The organism is Kitasatospora sp. NPDC127060 (assembly GCF_042724935.1).
Lineage (GTDB): Bacteria > Actinomycetota > Actinomycetes > Streptomycetales > Streptomycetaceae > Kitasatospora.
On record NZ_JBHXEG010000033.1, the window covers coordinates 29,729 to 46,511 of the forward strand.

The 16,783-nt window shown below is 74.8% G+C and carries 16 protein-coding genes; 13 read left to right on the forward strand and 3 right to left on the reverse strand.

Annotated features, from left to right (window positions below; genetic code table 11):
* Window positions 1–115: 115 nt before the first annotated feature.
* The 10 genes from ACFWIS_RS19760 (at window position 116) to ACFWIS_RS19805 (ending at window position 10,336) form a co-directional block, all read left to right on the forward strand.
* Window positions 116–1,273, forward strand: a complete 1,158-nt coding sequence (locus ACFWIS_RS19760; protein WP_380456604.1) for an NAD(P)/FAD-dependent oxidoreductase — start codon at window positions 116–118, stop codon at window positions 1,271–1,273.
* Window positions 1,274–1,307: 34 nt separating this feature from the next.
* Window positions 1,308–1,628: a (2Fe-2S)-binding protein gene (locus ACFWIS_RS19765; RefSeq protein WP_317621370.1), complete on the forward strand. Its 321-nt coding sequence runs from the start codon at window positions 1,308–1,310 to the stop codon at window positions 1,626–1,628.
* A gap of 97 nt (window positions 1,629–1,725) precedes the next feature.
* A complete protein-coding gene (locus ACFWIS_RS19770; RefSeq protein WP_380456568.1) occupies window positions 1,726–3,216 on the forward strand; it encodes an NAD(P)/FAD-dependent oxidoreductase in 1,491 nt (496 codons plus the stop codon).
* Between the two features lie 54 nt (window positions 3,217–3,270).
* A complete protein-coding gene (locus tag ACFWIS_RS19775; RefSeq protein WP_380456566.1) occupies window positions 3,271–4,206 on the forward strand; it encodes a dihydrodipicolinate synthase family protein in 936 nt (311 codons plus the stop codon).
* Between the two features lie 132 nt (window positions 4,207–4,338).
* Window positions 4,339–5,343, forward strand: a complete 1,005-nt coding sequence (locus tag ACFWIS_RS19780) for a proline racemase family protein (RefSeq protein ID WP_380456564.1) — start codon at window positions 4,339–4,341, stop codon at window positions 5,341–5,343.
* Window positions 5,344–5,411: 68 nt separating this feature from the next.
* Window positions 5,412–6,776, forward strand: coding sequence for an aldehyde dehydrogenase family protein (locus ACFWIS_RS19785; RefSeq protein ID WP_380456602.1), 1,365 nt, complete (start codon window positions 5,412–5,414; stop codon window positions 6,774–6,776).
* Window positions 6,776–7,813, forward strand: a complete 1,038-nt coding sequence (locus tag ACFWIS_RS19790) for a proline racemase family protein (protein WP_380456562.1) — start codon at window positions 6,776–6,778, stop codon at window positions 7,811–7,813. Before ACFWIS_RS19785 ends, ACFWIS_RS19790 begins: the two co-directional genes overlap by 1 nt.
* Entirely contained in the window at window positions 7,810–8,769 is a 960-nt protein-coding gene (locus tag ACFWIS_RS19795) for an ornithine cyclodeaminase family protein (RefSeq protein ID WP_380456561.1), read from the forward strand. The genes ACFWIS_RS19790 and ACFWIS_RS19795 overlap by 4 nt, the downstream gene beginning before the upstream one ends.
* Before the next feature lie 160 nt (window positions 8,770–8,929).
* Window positions 8,930–9,640 carry a GntR family transcriptional regulator gene (locus tag ACFWIS_RS19800; protein ID WP_380456559.1) on the forward strand — a complete coding sequence of 237 codons (711 nt, stop codon included), beginning with the start codon at window positions 8,930–8,932 and terminating at the stop codon, window positions 9,638–9,640.
* A gap of 99 nt (window positions 9,641–9,739) precedes the next feature.
* Window positions 9,740–10,336, forward strand: a complete 597-nt coding sequence (locus tag ACFWIS_RS19805) for a Uma2 family endonuclease (RefSeq protein WP_380456557.1) — start codon at window positions 9,740–9,742, stop codon at window positions 10,334–10,336.
* A gap of 1 nt (window position 10,337) precedes the next feature.
* On the opposite strand, the gene ACFWIS_RS19810 is transcribed toward ACFWIS_RS19805, so the two are convergent.
* Together ACFWIS_RS19810 and ACFWIS_RS19815 are read right to left on the reverse strand one after the other, a co-directional pair.
* Window positions 10,338–11,021 carry an ABC transporter ATP-binding protein gene (locus ACFWIS_RS19810; RefSeq protein WP_380456555.1) on the reverse strand — a complete coding sequence of 228 codons (684 nt, stop codon included), beginning with the start codon at window positions 11,019–11,021 and terminating at the stop codon, window positions 10,338–10,340.
* A complete protein-coding gene (locus tag ACFWIS_RS19815; RefSeq protein WP_380456553.1) occupies window positions 11,018–12,094 on the reverse strand; it encodes an ABC transporter permease in 1,077 nt (358 codons plus the stop codon). The genes ACFWIS_RS19810 and ACFWIS_RS19815 overlap by 4 nt, the downstream gene beginning before the upstream one ends.
* A gap of 219 nt (window positions 12,095–12,313) precedes the next feature.
* Between ACFWIS_RS19815 and ACFWIS_RS19820 the strand changes: the two genes are divergently transcribed.
* The 3 genes from ACFWIS_RS19820 to ACFWIS_RS19830 all read left to right on the forward strand — a co-directional run bounded on the left by ACFWIS_RS19820 (window position 12,314) and on the right by ACFWIS_RS19830 (window position 15,280).
* The gene (locus tag ACFWIS_RS19820; protein WP_380456551.1) at window positions 12,314–13,519 is read left to right on the forward strand and encodes a sensor histidine kinase; all 1,206 of its coding nucleotides are present in this window, start codon (window positions 12,314–12,316) and stop codon (window positions 13,517–13,519) included.
* On the forward strand, window positions 13,516–14,142 hold the full coding sequence (locus ACFWIS_RS19825; protein WP_350507111.1) for a response regulator transcription factor: 627 nt from the start codon (window positions 13,516–13,518) through the stop codon (window positions 14,140–14,142). The genes ACFWIS_RS19820 and ACFWIS_RS19825 overlap by 4 nt, the downstream gene beginning before the upstream one ends.
* Before the next feature lie 67 nt (window positions 14,143–14,209).
* On the forward strand, window positions 14,210–15,280 hold the full coding sequence (locus ACFWIS_RS19830; protein ID WP_380523934.1) for an NAD(P)H-dependent flavin oxidoreductase: 1,071 nt from the start codon (window positions 14,210–14,212) through the stop codon (window positions 15,278–15,280).
* Between the two features lies 1 nt (window position 15,281).
* Here ACFWIS_RS19830 and ACFWIS_RS19835 read toward each other — a convergent pair whose 3' ends face one another.
* Entirely contained in the window at window positions 15,282–16,733 is a 1,452-nt protein-coding gene (locus tag ACFWIS_RS19835) for an aminopeptidase P family protein (RefSeq protein ID WP_380456547.1), read from the reverse strand.
* Window positions 16,734–16,783: the final 50 nt, after the last annotated feature.

Here is a 16,783-nt window from a genome sequence, read left to right on the forward strand (position 1 = left end):
CGCGTTGAGCCTGCCGGCCCCGGTCCCCGCTGTGTGCGGTGGCCGGGGCTTTGCGCTGCTCCGGCCCTGGTGGGCTCTTGGCAGGGTTGATGGAATGTGACATATTACTGACGTGCTGAAGACCTGGACACCTCCACTGGACGTCGTCGTGGTCGGCGCCGGAGTCGTCGGCGCCGCCTGCGCGTACTACGCCGCCCGCGCCGGACTCGCCGTCGCCGTGGTCGACCGCGGGCCGGTCGCCGGGGGCACCACCGGCGCGGGCGAGGGCAACCTGCTGGTCTCCGACAAGGAACCCGGTCCCGAACTCGACCTCGCCCTGCTCAGCACCCGGCTCTGGAACGAACTCGCCGAGGAACTCGGGCCGGCCGTCGAGTACGAGCCCAAGGGCGGCGTGGTGGTCGCCTCGACCGAGGCCGGGCAGCAGGCGCTGCGGGCCTTCGCCGCCGGACAGGCCGCGGCCGGGGTGAGCGCCGAGGAGGTGCCGCCCGAGCGGCTGCGCGAGCTGGAACCGCACCTCGCCCCCGGGCTCGCCGGCGGCTACCACTACCCGCAGGACGCCCAGGTGCAGCCCGCGCTCGCCGCCGCCCACCTGCTGCGCGAGGCCCGCCGGATGGGCGCCGAGCTGTACACCGGGGAGGACGTGACGGCGGTGGACCGCGGCCCGGACGGCGCGGTGCGCGGCGTCCGGACCACCCGGCGCCGGCTGGCCGCGCCCGCCGTGGTCAACGCCGCGGGCACCTGGGGCGGCGAGCTGGCCGCGCTGGCGGGCGTGCACCTGCCGGTGCTGCCCCGGCGTGGCTTCGTCCTGGTCACCGAGCCGCTGCCGAGGGTCGTCCGGCACAAGGTCTACGCCGCGGACTACGTGGCGGACGTGGCCAGCGGCTCGGCCGGGCTGCAGACCTCCGCCGTGGTCGAGGGCACCCCGGGCGGGCCGGTGCTGATCGGCGCCAGCCGGGAGCGGGTCGGCTTCGACCGCACCCTCTCCCAGGAGGTGCTGCGCCGGCTCGCCGTCCAGGCCGCGGAGCTGTTCCCGGTGCTCGCGGACGTCACCGTGCTGCGCACCTACCGGGGCTTCCGCCCGTACCTGCCGGACCACCTTCCGGCCATCGGGGAGGACCCCCGGGCGCCGGGGCTGTACCACGCCTGCGGGCACGAGGGCGCCGGCATCGGGCTGGCGCCCGGCACCGGGCTGCTGATCGCCGCGCAACTGGCCGGGAAACGGCCGGAGCTGGACCTCGCGCCGTTCCGGGCGGACCGGTTCCCGGCGGGGTGAGACCTTGTTCTGGACCTCTGGATTGGAGAAGCCGGTGACGCGTCGCCGCACCCCCGCCGGGCTGGTCGGGGCCGAGCCCGGGCCCGGCCACCACATCGAGTTCGACGGTCGGCCCGTCCGGGCCCTGCCCGGACAGTCGATCGCCGCCGCGCTCTGGGCCGACGGCGTGCTCGCCTGGCGCACCACTCGGACCGGCGGGCGCCCGCGCGGCGCGTTCTGCGGCATCGGCGCCTGCTTCGACTGCCTGGCCACCGTGGACGGCCGGGCCAACCAGCGGCTGTGCCTGCTGCCCGCGGAGCCCGGGACCGTCGTCACCACCCAGGAGGGTCACGGCCGTGCCGACCTTGCCGTCTGAGCCGTACGGGCCGCCTGAGGCGTACGGGCCGTCCGAGTCGGGCGGGCCAGCTGAGTCGGGCGGGCCTTCGGGGCCGTCCGGGCCGTACGACCTCGTCGTGGTGGGGGCCGGACCCGCCGGATTGGCCGCCGCCGTCACGGCCGCCGACCTCGGGCTGCGCTGCGTCCTGCTGGACGGCGCGGAGCGGACCGGTGGGCAGTACTACCGGCACCCGGCGCCCGGACTCGGCGCCACCCGGCCGGACCGGCTGCACCACCACTGGCCGGTGTACACCGGGCTGGCCGCGCGGCTCGCCGGGCAGCCCCGGGCCGAGTTCCGCGGCGGCCACCAGGTGTGGGCGCTGGAACGCACGGCGGACGGATTCGCCGTGCACGTCACCCGCGGGCCGCAGGCCGCCGACCGGGCCACCGTCCGGGCCCGGACGGTGCTGCTCGCCACCGGGGCGTACGAGCGGCAGCTGCCGTTCCCGGGCTGGACCCTGCCCGGGGTGGTCACCGCGGGCGGCGCTCAGGCCATGCTCAAGGCCGGGCTGGTGCTGCCCGGGCGGCGGATCGTGGTGGCCGGCAGCGGGCCGCTGCTGCTCGCGGCCGCCTCCTCGCTGGTCGGCGCCGGGGCGCATGTCCCGGCGGTGGTCGAGGCGAGCGGCTACCTCGGGTACGCCCGGCGCCCCGGCGTGCTGGCGGCCGTCCCCGCCAAGCTGGTCGAGGGCGCCGGGCACGGCGGCGCGCTGCTGCGGCACGGCGTGCGGCTGCGGCCGCGCAGCGCCGTCGTGGAGGCGCACGGGGACGAGCGGGTCACCGGAGTCACCGTGGCCCGGCTGGACGCCTCCTGGCGGCCGCTGCCCGGCACCGAACGGCGGATCGACTGCGACGCGCTCGCCGTCGGCCACGGACTGCTGCCGCAGATCGACCTGGCCACCGAGCTCGGCGCGGAGACCCTTGCCGGGCCGGACGGCGCGGTAGCGCTGCGGGTCGACGCCCGGCTGCACACCACCGTCCCCGGCCTGTGGTCCGCGGGGGAGACCAACGGCGTCGGCGGGGCCGACCTCGCGCTCGCCGAGGGCGAGCTGGCCGCGCACGCGATCGCCGGGGTGTCGCCCGGGCGCGCGCTGCTGCGTCGCCGGGCGCGGCTGCGGGCCTTCGCCGGGCTGATGGCCGCCGCGCACCGGCCGGGGCCCGGCTGGACCGGGTGGCTGCGGCCGGACACCGACGTGTGCCGGTGCGAGGAGGTGCCGGTCGCCCGGATCCGGGAGGCGGTGGAGGAGCTCGGCGCGGGCGACCCCCGCACCGTCAAGCTGCTCACCCGGGCGGGGATGGGCTGGTGCCAGGGGCGGATGTGCGGTCCGGCCGTGGCCTGCCTGTCCGGCTCGGGGGAGCCGGGGGCGGACCGGCGGCCGTTGGCCTGCCCGGTGCCGCTCTCGCAGCTGGCGGCGGGGGTCCCTGACTCCGCCCCCGCCGCCCCCGCTGCGTCCGGTGCGTCTGCCGCGTCTGCTGAGCCCGGTGCGTCCGGTGCGTCTGCTGAGCCGGGTGCGTCCGATCCGTCTGCCGCGTCTGCTGAGCTCGGTGCCGAGACCGCGCCCGAGGGATAGCCGACGAACGTGGGGGCCGGGGACTCTTGTCGCCGACCCTCTTCCTCTAATAAAATGTCACACCTCACCAAGGAGTGCACCGTGTCCATCACCCCCCGTGACACCACCCGTCCCTGGCGCGGCATCATGGTCGCCACCACGATCCCGCTGCGCCCGGACCTCTCCGTCGACTACGACGCCTACGCCGAGCACGTCCGCTGGCTGATCGAGTCCGGCTGCGACGGTGTCGTCCCCAACGGCTCGCTGGGCGAATACCAGACGCTCACCGCCGAGGAGCGCGCCCGGGTCGTCGAGGTGGCGATCGAGGCGGCCGGTGACGGCTCCCGGGTCATGCCCGGGGTCGCCGCGTACGGCAGTGCCGAGTCCCGCCGCTGGGCCGAGCAGGCCGCCGAGGCCGGGGCCGGCTCCGTCCTGCTGCTGCCGCCCAACGCCTACCGGGCCGACCGCGACTCGGTGCGGGCGCACTACGCCGAGGTCGCCAAGGCGGGCCTGCCGATCGTCGCGTACAACAACCCGATCGACACCAAGGTCGACCTGGTGCCCGCGCTGCTCGCCCGGCTGCACGCCGAGGGCTCGATCGTGGCGGTCAAGGAGTTCAGCGGGGACGTCCGTCGGGCGTACGAACTCGCCGAACTGGCACCGGGGTTGGACCTGCTGATCGGCGCCGACGACGTGCTGCTGGAGCTGGCGCTGGCCGGCGCGGTCGGCTGGATCGCCGGGTACCCCAACGCGCTGCCGGAGGCCTCGGTGGCGCTCTACGACGCGGCCGTCTCGCTGGACCTGGAGACCGCGCTGCCGCTGTACAAGTCGCTGCACTCGCTGCTGCGCTGGGACTCCAAGACCGAGTTCGTCCAGGCCATCAAGCTCTCCATGGACATCGCCGGGCGCCCCGGCGGGCCGGTCCGCGCGCCGCGCTTGCCGCTGGAGCCCGAGATCGAGGCGGCGGTGCGCGCGGCCACCGAGAAGGCGCTGGCCGAGGGCCTCGCCTAGGCCCCGCCCGGGTCCCAGGGCCTCGCCGAGGCCCTGTCCAGGGCCCAGGGCCTTGCCCAGGGCGTGTCCAGTCGGCCGGCTGCGGGGTCAGCCGGCCTCAATCGACCTTTTCTCAGAGGGAGTTGTGAGGCCATGCGGAGCCGTCACGTGTTCCACGCCGTCGACTCGCACACCGAGGGCATGCCCACCCGGGTGATCACCGGAGGCTTCGGCGTGATCCCCGGTGCCACCATGGCCGAACGCCGGGTGCACTTCCAGCAGCACCTGGACCACTTCCGCACCCTGCTGATGTACGAGCCGCGCGGGCACGCCGCGATGAGCGGCGCCGTCCTGCAGCCGCCCACCCGGCCGGACGCCGACTTCGGGGTGCTCTACATCGAGGTCTCCGGGCTGCTGCCGATGTGCGGGCACGGGACCATCGGCGTCGCCACCGTCCTGGTCGAGACCGGGATGGTGCCGGTGGTCGAGCCGGTGACGACGGTCCGGCTGGACACCCCGGCCGGCCTGGTGGTCGCCGAGGTGCGGGTCGAGGGCGGCGCCGCCAAGTCCGTCACCATCCGCAACGTGGCCTCGTACTCCGTCGCGCTGGACCGCAAGATCGAGGTGCCCGGGTACGGCACCATCGGCTACGACCTCGCGTACGGCGGCAACTTCTACGCCATCCTGCCGCTCGCCGAGTTCGGGCTGCCGTTCGAGCGCGAGCGCAAGCAGGAGATCCTGGATGCCGGCCTGGCCCTGATGGACGCCGTCAACGCGGGCCCCGACCGGCCGGTGCACCCGGAGGACCCGTCCATCCACGGCTGCCACCACGTCCAGCTGCTCGCCCCCGGCTCCACCGCCGAGCACTCCCGGCACGCGATGGCCATCCACCCCGGCTGGTTCGACCGCTCGCCCTGCGGCACCGGCACGTCGGCCCGGATGGCGCAGCTGCACGCGCGCGGCGAGCTGCCGATCGGGCGGGACTTCCGCAACGACTCCTTCATCGGGACCACCTTCACCGGGCGGCTGGTCGAGGAGACCGAGGTCGCCGGGCGGCCCGCGGTGGTGCCCACCGTCACCGGGCGGGCCTGGGTCACCGGCACCGCCCAGTACTTCCTCGACCCGGACGACCCGTTCCCGGCGGGCTTCCTGCTCTGATGCGTCGTGTCCTGCTCTGACGCGTCGTTCCTGCGCTGACGCGTCGTGTCCAACCTGCTTTCGAAGGGCTGCCAGTCGTGACCATCACCTCGTACAACCCCGCCGACCCGGCCGACCTGGTGGTCGCCGTCGAGGAGCCCGGCGCCGAGGCCGTGCGGGCCGCCGTCGGGCGGGCCCGGGCCGCCCAGGGCGGCTGGCTCGCGGCGGGGGCGGGCGCCCGGTCGGCCGCGCTGGGCCGGATCGCCGAGGCGGTCGAGGCGCACGCGGAGGAACTGGCCGCGCTGATCGTGCGGGAGGTCGGCAAGCCGCTCGCCGAGGCGCGGGGGGAGGTCGCCCGGACGGCGGCGATCTGGCGCTACTACGCGCAGGCGCCGTACGAGCCGTCCGGCGCGGTGCACGAGACCGCCGCCGGACCGGGGCTGCTGCTCACCCGGCGCCGCCCGTACGGGGTCGCCGGGCTGATCGCGCCGTGGAACTTCCCGCTGGCGATCCCGAGTTGGAAGGCGGCGCCGGCACTGGCGGTCGGCAACACGGCCGTGCTCAAGCCCGCGCCCGAGGCGACGGCCTGTGCGCTGCGGCTGGCCGAGCTGGCGGGCCTGCCCGCCGACGTGCTCACCGTGCTGCCCGGCGGGGCCGAGGAGGGGCAGGCACTGGTCGACGAGGCCGACGTGGTGTCCTTCACCGGCTCTACCGGGGTCGGCCGGGCCGTGGTGCGGGCCGCCACCGGGCGCGGGGTGCCGGTGCAGGCCGAACTCGGCGGACTGAACGCGGCGTTGGTCCTCCCGGACGCGGACATCGACCTGGCCGCCGGGCACCTCGCGGCCGCGATCGCCGGATACGCCGGGCAGAAGTGCACCGCCACCAGCCGGGTGATCGCGGTGGGTGCGGCGTACCAGCCGCTGCGCGAGGCGCTGGTCAAGGCCCTTGCGGGGATGGACGATTCGGTCTGTGGGCCGGTGATCAACGCCGCCGCGCGGGAGCGGCTCACCCTCGCCGTCGACTCGGCGGTGGCGGCCGGGGCGACGGTGCTCACCGGCGGACAGGCCCCCGAGCGGACCGGCTGGTACGTCGAGCCGACCCTGCTCACCGACGTACCGGCCGAACACCCGCTGGCCAGTGAGGAGTTCTTCGGCCCGATCGCGGTGCTGCACGCGGCGGCCGACCTGGACGAGGCCATCGCGCTCGCCAACGACACCCCGCACAGCCTCGCCACCTCGGTGCACACCCGCAGCCTGGACGCGGCACTGGCCGCCGCCGAGCGCCTCGACGCGGGCATGATCCGGGTCAACGCGCCCTCCAGCGGCGTCGACTTCCACCTGCCCTTCGGCGGGACCAAGGGCGCGAGCCACGGCGAGCGCGAACAGGGCCGCGCCGCGCTGGAGTTCTACACCGCGAGCCGGACCATCAGCGTACTGCCGGGCGGGGGTGCCTGATGGACCTCCGTACCGTCGACGCCGTCGACTACCACACGGCCGGCGAGCCGTTCCGGATCGTGCTCGGCGGGGCGCCCCCGATCCCCGGCGACAGCGTCGCCGAGCGGCGGGCCATCGCGATCGGCGCGGGCGGCAGCGCCACAGCGCCCCGGCCCGGGGCGCTGGACGACATCCGGCGGCTGCTCGCCCGGGAGCCGCGCGGGCACGCCGGGATGTACGGCGGGTTCCTGGTGCCGCCGGACGACGACGAGGCGCACCTGGGCGTGCTGTTCTGGCACAAGGACGGCTACTCCACCGCCTGCGGGCACGGCACCATCGCGCTCGGCGCCTGGGCGGTTGACTCCGGGCTGGTACCGGCACCCTCGGACGGCGTGGCGCGGGTGCGGATCGACGTGCCCTCCGGGCGGGTCACCGCGTTGGTGCACCGGGCCGGTGGGCGCACCACCGGCGTCACCTTCCGCAATGTGCCCAGCCGGGTCAGCGCGCTGAAGCTGCCGCTGAACACCTCGCGCGGGGTGGTCGAGGTCGCCGTGGCGCACTCCGGGGCCTGCTACGCCTCGGTGTCCGCCGCCGCGCTCGGGCTCGCGGTCGAGACCGGGCAGCTGCCCGAACTCGTCGCCGCGGGGCGGGAGATCAGGGCGCTGCTGGCCGACTCGGAGGCAGTCGCGCACCCCACCGACCCGCGGCTGTCCGGGGTGTACGGGGTCGTGCTGTACGACGAACTCCCTTCTCCGGACGGCATGTTGAGCCAGCGGAACGTGGTGGTGTTCGCGGACGGGCAGATCGACCGCTCGCCCTGCGGCTCCGGCACCTCCGCCCGGCTCGCCGTACTCGCCGCCGAGGGGCGGCTCGCCCCCGGGGAGCCGCTGCGGCACGAGTCGATCATCGGCACCCGGTTCACCGGGCAGGTGCTCGCGGGCGGCGACCCGCTGGGCGCGGGCGTGGTCACCGAGGTCAGCGGCACGGCGTACCGCACCGGGGAGCACCGGTTCCTCCTGGAACCGGGCGACGAGCTGGGGACGGGGTTCCTGCTGTGAGCGGTGATGAGCTTCCCGGCGCGGCGGTTGAGCCGCTCCAGTACGCCGTGCCGGGAGTCGGCGGAGTCGGGCCCGCCGACGCGGTGCGGGCGATCGAGCGGGTGCTGCTGGACGGGTTCGACCCGGAGGTGGCACCCGCCCGGTCGGTCGTACCGGTGCCGGCGGGGGAACTGCTGCTGATGCCGGCCGCCACCGGGACCTTCACGGGCGTCAAGATCGCCGGGGTGGCGCCGGCCAACCCGGCGCGCGGACTGCCCCGGATCACCGGCAGCTACCTGCTGCTGGACGGGCCGACGCTCCAGCCACTGGCGCTGCTGGACGGCGCGGCCCTCACCGCTCTGCGCACGCCCGCCGTGACGGCGGCGGCGCTGGCGCGGCTCGCGGCGCCGGAGGCCGAGCACCTGGTGGTGTTCGGCTCCGGCCCGCAGGCCTACGGGCACCTGGACGCGCTGCTGGCCGTCCCGGGGCTGAAGTCGCTCCGGCGGGTCACGGTGGTGGCGCGAGACGCCGGGCGGGCCGCCGCGCTGGCGGCGTACGGGCGCGGGCTCGGGCTGGCGGGCGCGGTGGGGGCGCCGGAGGCGGTGGCCGAGGCCGATCTGGTGGTCTGCTGCACCACCGCGCGCACCCCGCTGTTCGACGGGGTGCTGGTGCCCGATCACGCGGCCGTCGCGGCGGTCGGCTCGCACGAGCCGGACGCGCGGGAAGTGGACGAGGTGCTGGTCGGGCGGGCCGAACTGTACGTGGAGGCGCGCTCGGTGGCGGCCCGGGAGGCCGGCGACCTGCTGCTGGCGGGCGCGCTCGGGCGGCGGCAGGTGTGGAACCTGGCCGAGCTGGTGCGCGGCGACGCGCTGGTGCCGGACGGGCGGCCGCGGTTCTTCAAGAGCGTCGGGATGGGCTGGGAGGACCTGGCAGTGGCGGCGGAGGTGTACCGGGCCTCGCGGGCCCGGCGGCCCTAGGCAGTGGTGGTGCAGCCGTGGATTCGTGTGCCGTCGGCCGTTGTCACGGTCGACGGCCGCTGTCACCATGAGCGTCGGGGTGTTTGAATCGCGGACTGTTGCACGCTCAACGTAACGTGACATTGTACGCTGGTGTTCTGCACCCACCCGGAGGAACACCATGGCCGAGCTCACGTCCCGCACCCTGATCTCCGTGCAGGAGCGGCTCCGCGACCAGGTCGCCCACGCGCTCCGGGCGGCCCTGATCTCCGGCGAACTGCGCCCCGGCGTCGTCTACTCCGCACCCGCCCTCGCCGCCGACTTCGGCGTCTCCGCGACCCCGGTGCGCGAGGCCATGCTCGACCTCGCCCGGGAGGGACTGGTCGAGGCCGTCCGCAACAAGGGTTTCCGGGTCACCGAACTCACCGAGCGCGATCTCGACGACTACACCGAGATCCGCGCCCTGATCGAGGTCCCGACCGTCGGCCGGGTCACCCGCGCGGCGACCAAGGACCAGCTGGAACGGCTGCGCCCGCAGGCCGAGGCGATCGTCGCGGCCGCCCGCAAGCACGACCTCATCGGCTACCTGGAGGCGGACCGGCAGTTCCACCTCGACCTGCTGGGGCTGGCCGGCAACGCGCGGCTGGTCGATGTGGTCGGGGACCTGCGCAAGCGCTCCCGGCTGTACGGGCTGACCCGGCTGGACGAGCAGGGGCAGCTGGTCTCCTCGGCGGAGGAGCACGTGGAGTTGCTGGACCTGATGCTCTCCGGCGACGCCGAGGCGGCCGAGGCCTGCATGACCCGGCACCTCAGCCACGTCCGCTCGCTGTGGGCGGGCCAGGACGAGGCGGCGGAGGCGGAGCGTCCGGGGCTGCGACTGCGGGCCCGGTAGGGCTAAACCACCCGTTCGGGTGAAGGGTGGGGATCGGGTGCTGGGAGACGCTCGCGTTCTACGATGATGATCTCGACATCGGCAGTCAGGAGGAACTCCATGTCCGCCGCCGCAGTGGAAGAACCCTTCGGGCAGATGACGTTGCTCGAGGCTGCAGAGCTGATCTCCGATCGACTCGTGGGGCACCGGGTCGAGATTCTTGGAGGTCAGATCACGGTGACGCCGCCTCCGGACGGGCCGCATGGAGAGACGCGCACGGACCTGATGATCCCGTTGTGGGCGGCGGGGCTCCATGGTGATACGTCCCGAGTGGTTCAAGGGATGGGCCTGTGGTTGCCGGGCGGACCGTCCGACTATGCGATTCCGGACCTGTGTGTTGTCGACGCCGACTACCGAGAACACCTGATCGAACGAAACTGCTATGACCCAGCGGTCTTCCGTCTTGTACTGGAAGTGACGTCGTCGAACTTCACGACTGATCTGAAGGTGAAGCCGCCGCTGTACGCCGAGGCAGGGGTGCCGGTCTACGTCATCGTGGACCGGACGAACCAGCGGGTGATGGTGCTGACCGACCCCAAGGACGGAGAGTACCGAGTGCACGCCGTCCACCATCCCGGGCAGTCGTTGACGCTGCCGGAGTCGATCGGGGCGTCGGTGACGCTTTCGGTGGACGACGTGCTCGCGGCGAAGAAGTAGTTCAGGCCACCGCCGCCGGCAGGGTCAGGCGGCCGTCATGGACCTCGGCGACCTGGTCGACGGCCGTCAGATGGGTGCGGTCGTGGGTGACCAGGACGGTGGCCGTGGCGCGGCGGTGGGTCAGCTCGGTGATCAACTCCAGGACCGCTGCGCCGCGTTCGTGGTCGAGGGCGCTGGTGGGCTCGTCGACGAGCAGCACCGTGGGGTCGTTCATCAGGGCGCGGGCGATGTTGACGCGTTGGCGCTGGCCGCCGGAGAGCTGGTGGGGGCGGCGGGCGGCCTGGTCGCGCAGGCCGACGGCGGCGAGGAGTTCCAGGGCGCGGGTGCGGGCCTCGCGGGGGGAGCGGCCGTCCAGGTGGGCCATCACCTGGAGCTGTTCGGCGGCAGTGAGCGAGGGCAGCAGGTTGGGCTGCTGGAAGACGATGCCGATCCTGGTGCGGCGCAGGGCGGTGAGTTCGGCGCGGCCGAGGCCGGCGGTGTCGGTGCCGTCGACGACGACCCGGCCGGTGTCCGGGCTGATCAGCGTGGCGGCCACCGCCAGCAGGCTGGACTTGCCGGAGCCGGAGGGGCCGACCACGGCGGTGATGGAGCCCTTGGGGACGGTCAGCGAGACGTCGTCCAGGGCGGTCAGCCGGCCGTCACCGTCCGGGTAGGTCAAGGTGATGCGGTCGAGGTCGAGACTCATCGGGCGCTCCCCAGGGCGGTCAGCGGGTCGACGGAGGTGATCCGGCGGATGGACAGGGCCGCGCCGATCGCGCCGAGGGCGATCATGACGACGGCGGGCAGCAGGACGGTCGGGGCGTCCAGGACGAAGGGGACGGCGGAGCCGAGCAGCGCGCCGAAGCCGGAGGCGATCGCGGTGCCGACGGCCGTACCGAGCACCAGCAGCAGTACGGCCTGGCCGAGGGCGTCCCGCAGCAGGTAGCGGGTGGAGGCGCCGAGGGCCTTCAACACCGCGATGTCGCCGCTGCGTTGGATCGTCCAGACGGTGAAGAAGGCGCCGATCACCAGGGCGGAGATGGCGAACAGGAAGCCGCGCATCAGCTGGAGCGAGCCGTTCTCGGAGGTGTAGGAGCCGATCGCGGCGAGGGCGTCGTCGCGGGTTCGGGTCACGGTGCCGTGGCGGGTGTCGGCGGCGGCGAGGTCGGCGCCCTTGCCGGTGTGCAGGGCGATGACGGTGGCGTGGCCGGCGCCGCCGGGGGCGAACTGCTGCCAGTCGCCGAGGCTGGTCCAGATCACCGGGGTGTGGCTGTACGCGGCGTCGCCGGCTACGGCGGCGACGGTGAGCCGGTGCCCGGCCACGGTGAAGTCGGCGCCGGGGGCGAGGTTGCCGAGCTTCTCGGCGGCCGTGGTGGACAGCACGGCCCGGCCGGGGGCGATCCGGTCGCCCTGCGGGGCCAGGTCGGAGCCGTCCGGGACGCCGAAGGCGGAGAGCGCGGCGGTGCGGGTGCCGGCGGCGGCCTTGGTGGTGGTGATGCCGAGCGGCTGGGCGGAGGTGACGCCGGGCTCGCGCGTCCAGGCCTGCCACTGGTCGGGGGTGAGCTGGGAGTCGGTGAAGTTCAGCTCCTGCCCGTCGGCGGGCTTGGAGAACACCAGGTGGTCGGCGGGCAGGCCGGTGATCGCGGAGATGTTCTGCCGGCCGAGTCCGGCGGTCAGTCCGGACAGCAGGCCGACCAGGACGGTGATCAGCACGATGACGGTTCCCATCAGGGCGAACCGCCCCTTGGCGAACCTGAGATCCCTCCAGGCGACGAACACGGTGGGCCTTCCTGCGGCAGCGGGACTGGGGACGTTGCCACCGGCAGCGGGGCCGGTGACGTTGCCGCCGGCAGCGGAGCCGGTGACGTTGCCACGCTCCCCGAAACGGGGTGGCCGGGGCATCGGGCCCGGGATTGCATCCTGGGCATCAAAGGGCAGAAGCGGAGTTCAACCTTTTGATTGATGCCGGGCTCAGAACGCGGAACTTAAGCTGGAGGGATGGCGACCGAACGATCCAGAACCACACCCGTCGCCCGCGTCCTCCGGCTCTGCCTGCACCTGCTCGTGGCGGGCCTGCTCGCCCTCGCGGTGGCCCGGGCCGCCTTCGTCGACCGGGGCGGGGACCCGGCGGCCGTCGCCGCCGCGGCCACCGCGATGGCCGCCGTGTACGCCGTCGGGCCGAAGCTGGCCGCCGTCCACCGCTCCCGCCGGGGCGCGGCGCTCTGGCTGGCGCTGCTCGGCGTGACCTGGGCGGGCGTGCTGGTCGCCACCCAGGACGGGGTGTGGCTGGCCTTCCCGCTGTACTTCCTGGAACTGCACCTGCTCGGGCGGCGCGGCGGGCTGACGGCCGTCGCCCTCACCGCGCTCGGGGCGATCGCCGCGTGGTCCTGGCACCAGCACTCCTTCAACCTCGCCGCCTCGATCGGGCCCGCGCTCGGCGCGGCCGTCGCCACCGCCACCGTGCTCGGCTACCAGGCGCTGTACCGGGAGAGCGAGGAACGGCGCCGGCTGATCGACGAACTGACCGCCGCCCGCGCCGACCTCGCCGCCGCCCACCACGCGGCCGGGGTCCTCGCCGAGCGGGAGCGGCTCGCCCGGGAGATCCACGACACCCTCGCCCAGAGCCTCAGCTCCATCCAGCTGCTGCTGCGCGCGGCCCAGCGGGCGCTGCCCGAGCGCACCGACGCCGCCGCCGGGTACGTGGAGCAGGCGCGCCAGGCCGCCCAGGACAACCTGGACGAGGCCCGGCGGTTCGTCCGCGCGCTCACCCCGCCCGCGCTGGACGGCGATTCGCTGCCGGTCGCGCTGGAGCGGCTCTGTGCGACCACCACCGCGCACAGCGGACTGCCCGTCCACCTGCACGTCTCCGGGGACCCCCTTCGGTTGCCGGTCGCCCAGGAGGTGGCGCTGCTGCGGATCGCGCAGTCGGCGCTCGGCAACACCGTGCGGCACGCGAAGGCCTCGCGCGCCGAGGTGACACTCAGCTACATGGAGGGCGAGGTGGCGTTGGACGTGTTCGACGACGGGACCGGGTTCGACCCGGCGGCGGTGGCCGGCCGCACCGGCGCGGACGGCGGCTTCGGACTGCCGTCGATGCGGGCCCGGGCCCGCGCGCTCGGCGGCAGCTTCACGGTGGAGTCCGCACCCGGCGAGGGGACGGCCCTCGCGGTGCAGCTGCCCGTCACCCCGGAGGCCGGCCCGTGATCCGGCTGTTGATCGCCGACGACCACCCGGTGGTGCGGGCCGGGCTGCGGGCGGTGCTGGAGAGCGAACCCGACTTCGCCATCGTGGCCGAGGCGGCGACCGCCGAGCGGGCCGTCGAACTGGCGGCGGAACCGGGCGTGGACGTGGTGCTGATGGACCTCCAGTTCGGGCCCGGCTCGGCCATGAACGGGGCCCAGGCCACCGCCGCGATCACCGCCCGGGCGGGCGCGCCGCGGGTGCTGGTGGTCACCACCTACGACAGCGACGCGGACACCCTCCCGGCCCTGGAAGCCGGTGCCACCGGATACCTGCTGAAGGACGCGCCGCCGGAGGAACTCGCCCAGGCCGTCCGGGCCGCCGCGGCGGGGCGCAGCGCGCTGGCGCCGAGCGTCGCCGACCGGCTGCTGGAGCGGATGCGGACGCCCGCGGCGGCGCTCAGCGCCCGGGAGACCGAGGTGCTGGGGCTGGTCGCGGACGGGCTGACCAACCAGCAGGTCAGTCAGCGGCTGCACCTGAGCCAGGCCACGGTGAAGTCCCATCTGGTGCACATCTACACCAAGTTGGGGGTCGACTCGCGGACGGCGGCGGTGCGGGAGGCGCGCGGGCGCGGGCTGATCCGCTGAGCGTAGGGTGAGGGAGTTCCGTACCCGTAGCAGTGTTCCGTGCCCGTGGCGGAGTGAGGAGCCCCCGATGGCCGCGCGTCTCTCCGAACTCAACGAACTCGCCGAACTCGCCGAACTCGCCGAACTCACCGAACTCGCCGTTCCGGTGATCGGTGCCCCGATGGCGGGCGGCGCCTCGACGCCGGAGCTGGTGGCCGCGGTGAACCGGGCCGGCGGGCTGGGGTTCCTCGCCGCGGGGTACCGGAGCGCCGCCGCGATGGGCGAACAGATCGCCGCGGTACGGAAGTCGACCGGCCGGCCGTACGGGGTGAACCTCTTCGTGCCGGCCCCGCCCGCGGATCCGGCCGCCGTCGCCGTCTACCGGGACCGGCTGCGGCCGGAGGCCGAGCGGTGGGCGGTGGAGCTGCCGGAGGAGATCGGGCCGGACCGGGACGACTGGGAGGCCAAGCTCGCCGCGCTGCTCGCCGACCCGGTGCCGGTCGTCTCGTACACCTTCGGGCTGCCGACGGCCGAGGAGGCGGCGGCCTTGCGGGCGGTGGGGACGCGGCAGGTCGCCACCGTCACCACGCCGGCGGAGGCGCGGGCGGCGCAGGAGACCGGGATGGACGCCCTGTGCGTGCAGGGCCCGGAGGCCGGCGGGCACCGCGGCACCCATCGGGTGACGGACCCGCCCGGAGAGCTGCCGCTGCTCGAACTGCTGCCCGCCGTAAGGGCGGTGACCGTGCTGCCGCTGATCGCCGCGGGCGGGCTGGGCGACGGCCCGGCGATCGCGGCGGCGCTGCGGGCCGGGGCCGCCGCGGTGCAGCTGGGGACGGCGCTGCTGCGCGCCGACGAGTCCGGCGCCTCCGCCGCCCACCGGGCCGCGCTCACCGAACTGCCGGAGACCGTCGTCACCCGCGCCTTCACCGGCCGCCCCGCCCGCGGACTGCGCAACGCCTTCATCGACCGCTACGGCCCGTACGCCCCGCCCGCCTACCCCGAGGTCCACCACCTCACCGCCCCGCTGCGCGCCGCCGCCACCCGCCGGGCCGACACCGACGCCATGCACCTCTGGGCGGGCACCGCCCACCGGCTGGCCCGTACGGGCCCGGCGGAGGCCATCGTCACGGACCTGTGGCGGAGCGCGCGGGGGGTCTGACTCAGCTCAGCAGCTGGGCCATCCAGGACTCGATGGCGGGGACGGTGCGGGGGAGGGCGCCGGACATCAGGTGGGCGCCGTCCTCGGTGATGACGAGGTCGTCCTCGATGCGGATGCCGAGGCCGCGGAGTTCGAGGGGGAGGGTTTCGTCGTCGGGCTGGAGGTAGAGGCCGGGTTCGACGGTGAGGACCATGCCGGCTTCCAGGGTGCCGTCGACGTAGCGGTCGGCGCGGGCCTTGGCGCAGTCGTGGTAGTCGAGGCCGAGCATGTGGCCGCTGCCGCAGAGGGTGTAGCGGCGGTGGAGGCCGTTGTCCTCGGCGAGGGCCTGGTCGGCGGGGACGCGCAGGACGCCCCAGTCGGCGAGGCCTTCGGCGATGACCCGCATGGCGGCGTGGTGGAAGTCGCGGAAGCGGGCACCGGGGCGCAGGGCGGCGATGCCGGCGCTCTGGGCGGCGAGGACGAGTTCGTAGGCCTGCCGCTGGACCGGGGTGAAGGTGCCGCTGAGCGGGAGGGTGCGGGTGATGTCGGCGGCGTAGAGGGTGTCGGTCTCGACGCCGGCGTCGAGCAGCAGCAGGGCGTCGGGGTCGAGGGCGCCGTCGTTGCGGATCCAGTGGAGTACGCAGGCGTGGGCGCCGGAGGCGGCGATGGTGGTGTAGCTGGGGCCGTTGCCCTCGGCGCGGGCGCGCAGGTCGAAGACGCCTTCGATCCAGCGTTCGCCGCGGTGGTGGCGCAGGGCGGTGGGCAGGGCGCGGACGACGTCCTCGAAGCCGCTGACGGTGTGGTCGACGGCGAGTTGCAGCTGCTGGACCTCCCAGTCGTCCTTGATCAGGCGCAACTCGGAGAGCACGGCGGCGAGTTCGAGGTCGGCGGCGGATGCCGTACGGCGCCCGGTGGCCTGGTCGACGACCGGGTCGGTGCCGGCCAGCACCCGGGTGGGCGGCTGTGGTCCGGTGAGCGACTTGCCGAGGTCGTCGAGGTGTTCGGTGCGCACGCCGGTGAGCCGGGTGGTCTCGTCGAGGTCGGGGCGGCGGCCGACCCAGAACTCGCCGTAGCGGCGGTCGCGGTAGAACTCGCCGCCGCTGCGCGGGGACCGGGGGCGGACGTGGAGGACCGGTTCGTGGCCTTCGGGGCCGGTGGGTTCGAGGACGAGGACGTGGTCGGCCTGATCCTCGCCGGTGAGTCCGGTGAGCCAGGCGTAGGCGCTGTGCGGGCGGAAGCGGTGGTCGAGGTCGTTGCAGCGGACCTTGAGCCGCCCGGCGGGGACGACCAGCCGTTCGCCGGGGAACGCGGCGGAGAGCCGGGCGCGGCGGCCGGCGAACCGGTCGTAGCCGGGGACGCGTCGGTCGGCGGGGAGCGGGGTGGCGGCCCAGGCGGTGGCCATGAAGGCGTCCAGGGCGGGGGAGACCGGGAGGTCGTGGCTCCCGGTGGCGGGGCCGGGCTGGGGGTGGGTCACCGGTGAACTCCTAGGCGGGCTTGGGCTGCTGGGGGTGGTGGGACACAGCT

Excerpts from the sequence above, each read along its gene's own strand:
- ACFWIS_RS19775 (WP_380456566.1), top strand. The coding sequence starts at position 3,271 with ATGTCACACCTCACCAAGGAGTGCACCGTGTCCATCACCCCCCGTGAC.
- ACFWIS_RS19780 (WP_380456564.1), top strand. The coding sequence starts at position 4,339 with ATGCGGAGCCGTCACGTGTTCCACGCCGTCGACTCGCACACCGAGGGC.
- ACFWIS_RS19790 (WP_380456562.1), top strand. The coding sequence starts at position 6,776 with ATGGACCTCCGTACCGTCGACGCCGTCGACTACCACACGGCCGGCGAG.
- ACFWIS_RS19800 (WP_380456559.1), top strand. The coding sequence starts at position 8,930 with ATGGCCGAGCTCACGTCCCGCACCCTGATCTCCGTGCAGGAGCGGCTC.
- ACFWIS_RS19805 (WP_380456557.1), top strand. The coding sequence starts at position 9,740 with ATGTCCGCCGCCGCAGTGGAAGAACCCTTCGGGCAGATGACGTTGCTC.
- ACFWIS_RS19810 (WP_380456555.1), bottom strand. The coding sequence starts at position 11,021 with ATGAGTCTCGACCTCGACCGCATCACCTTGACCTACCCGGACGGTGAC.
- ACFWIS_RS19820 (WP_380456551.1), top strand. The coding sequence starts at position 12,314 with ATGGCGACCGAACGATCCAGAACCACACCCGTCGCCCGCGTCCTCCGG.
- ACFWIS_RS19830 (WP_380523934.1), top strand. The coding sequence starts at position 14,210 with ATGGCCGCGCGTCTCTCCGAACTCAACGAACTCGCCGAACTCGCCGAA.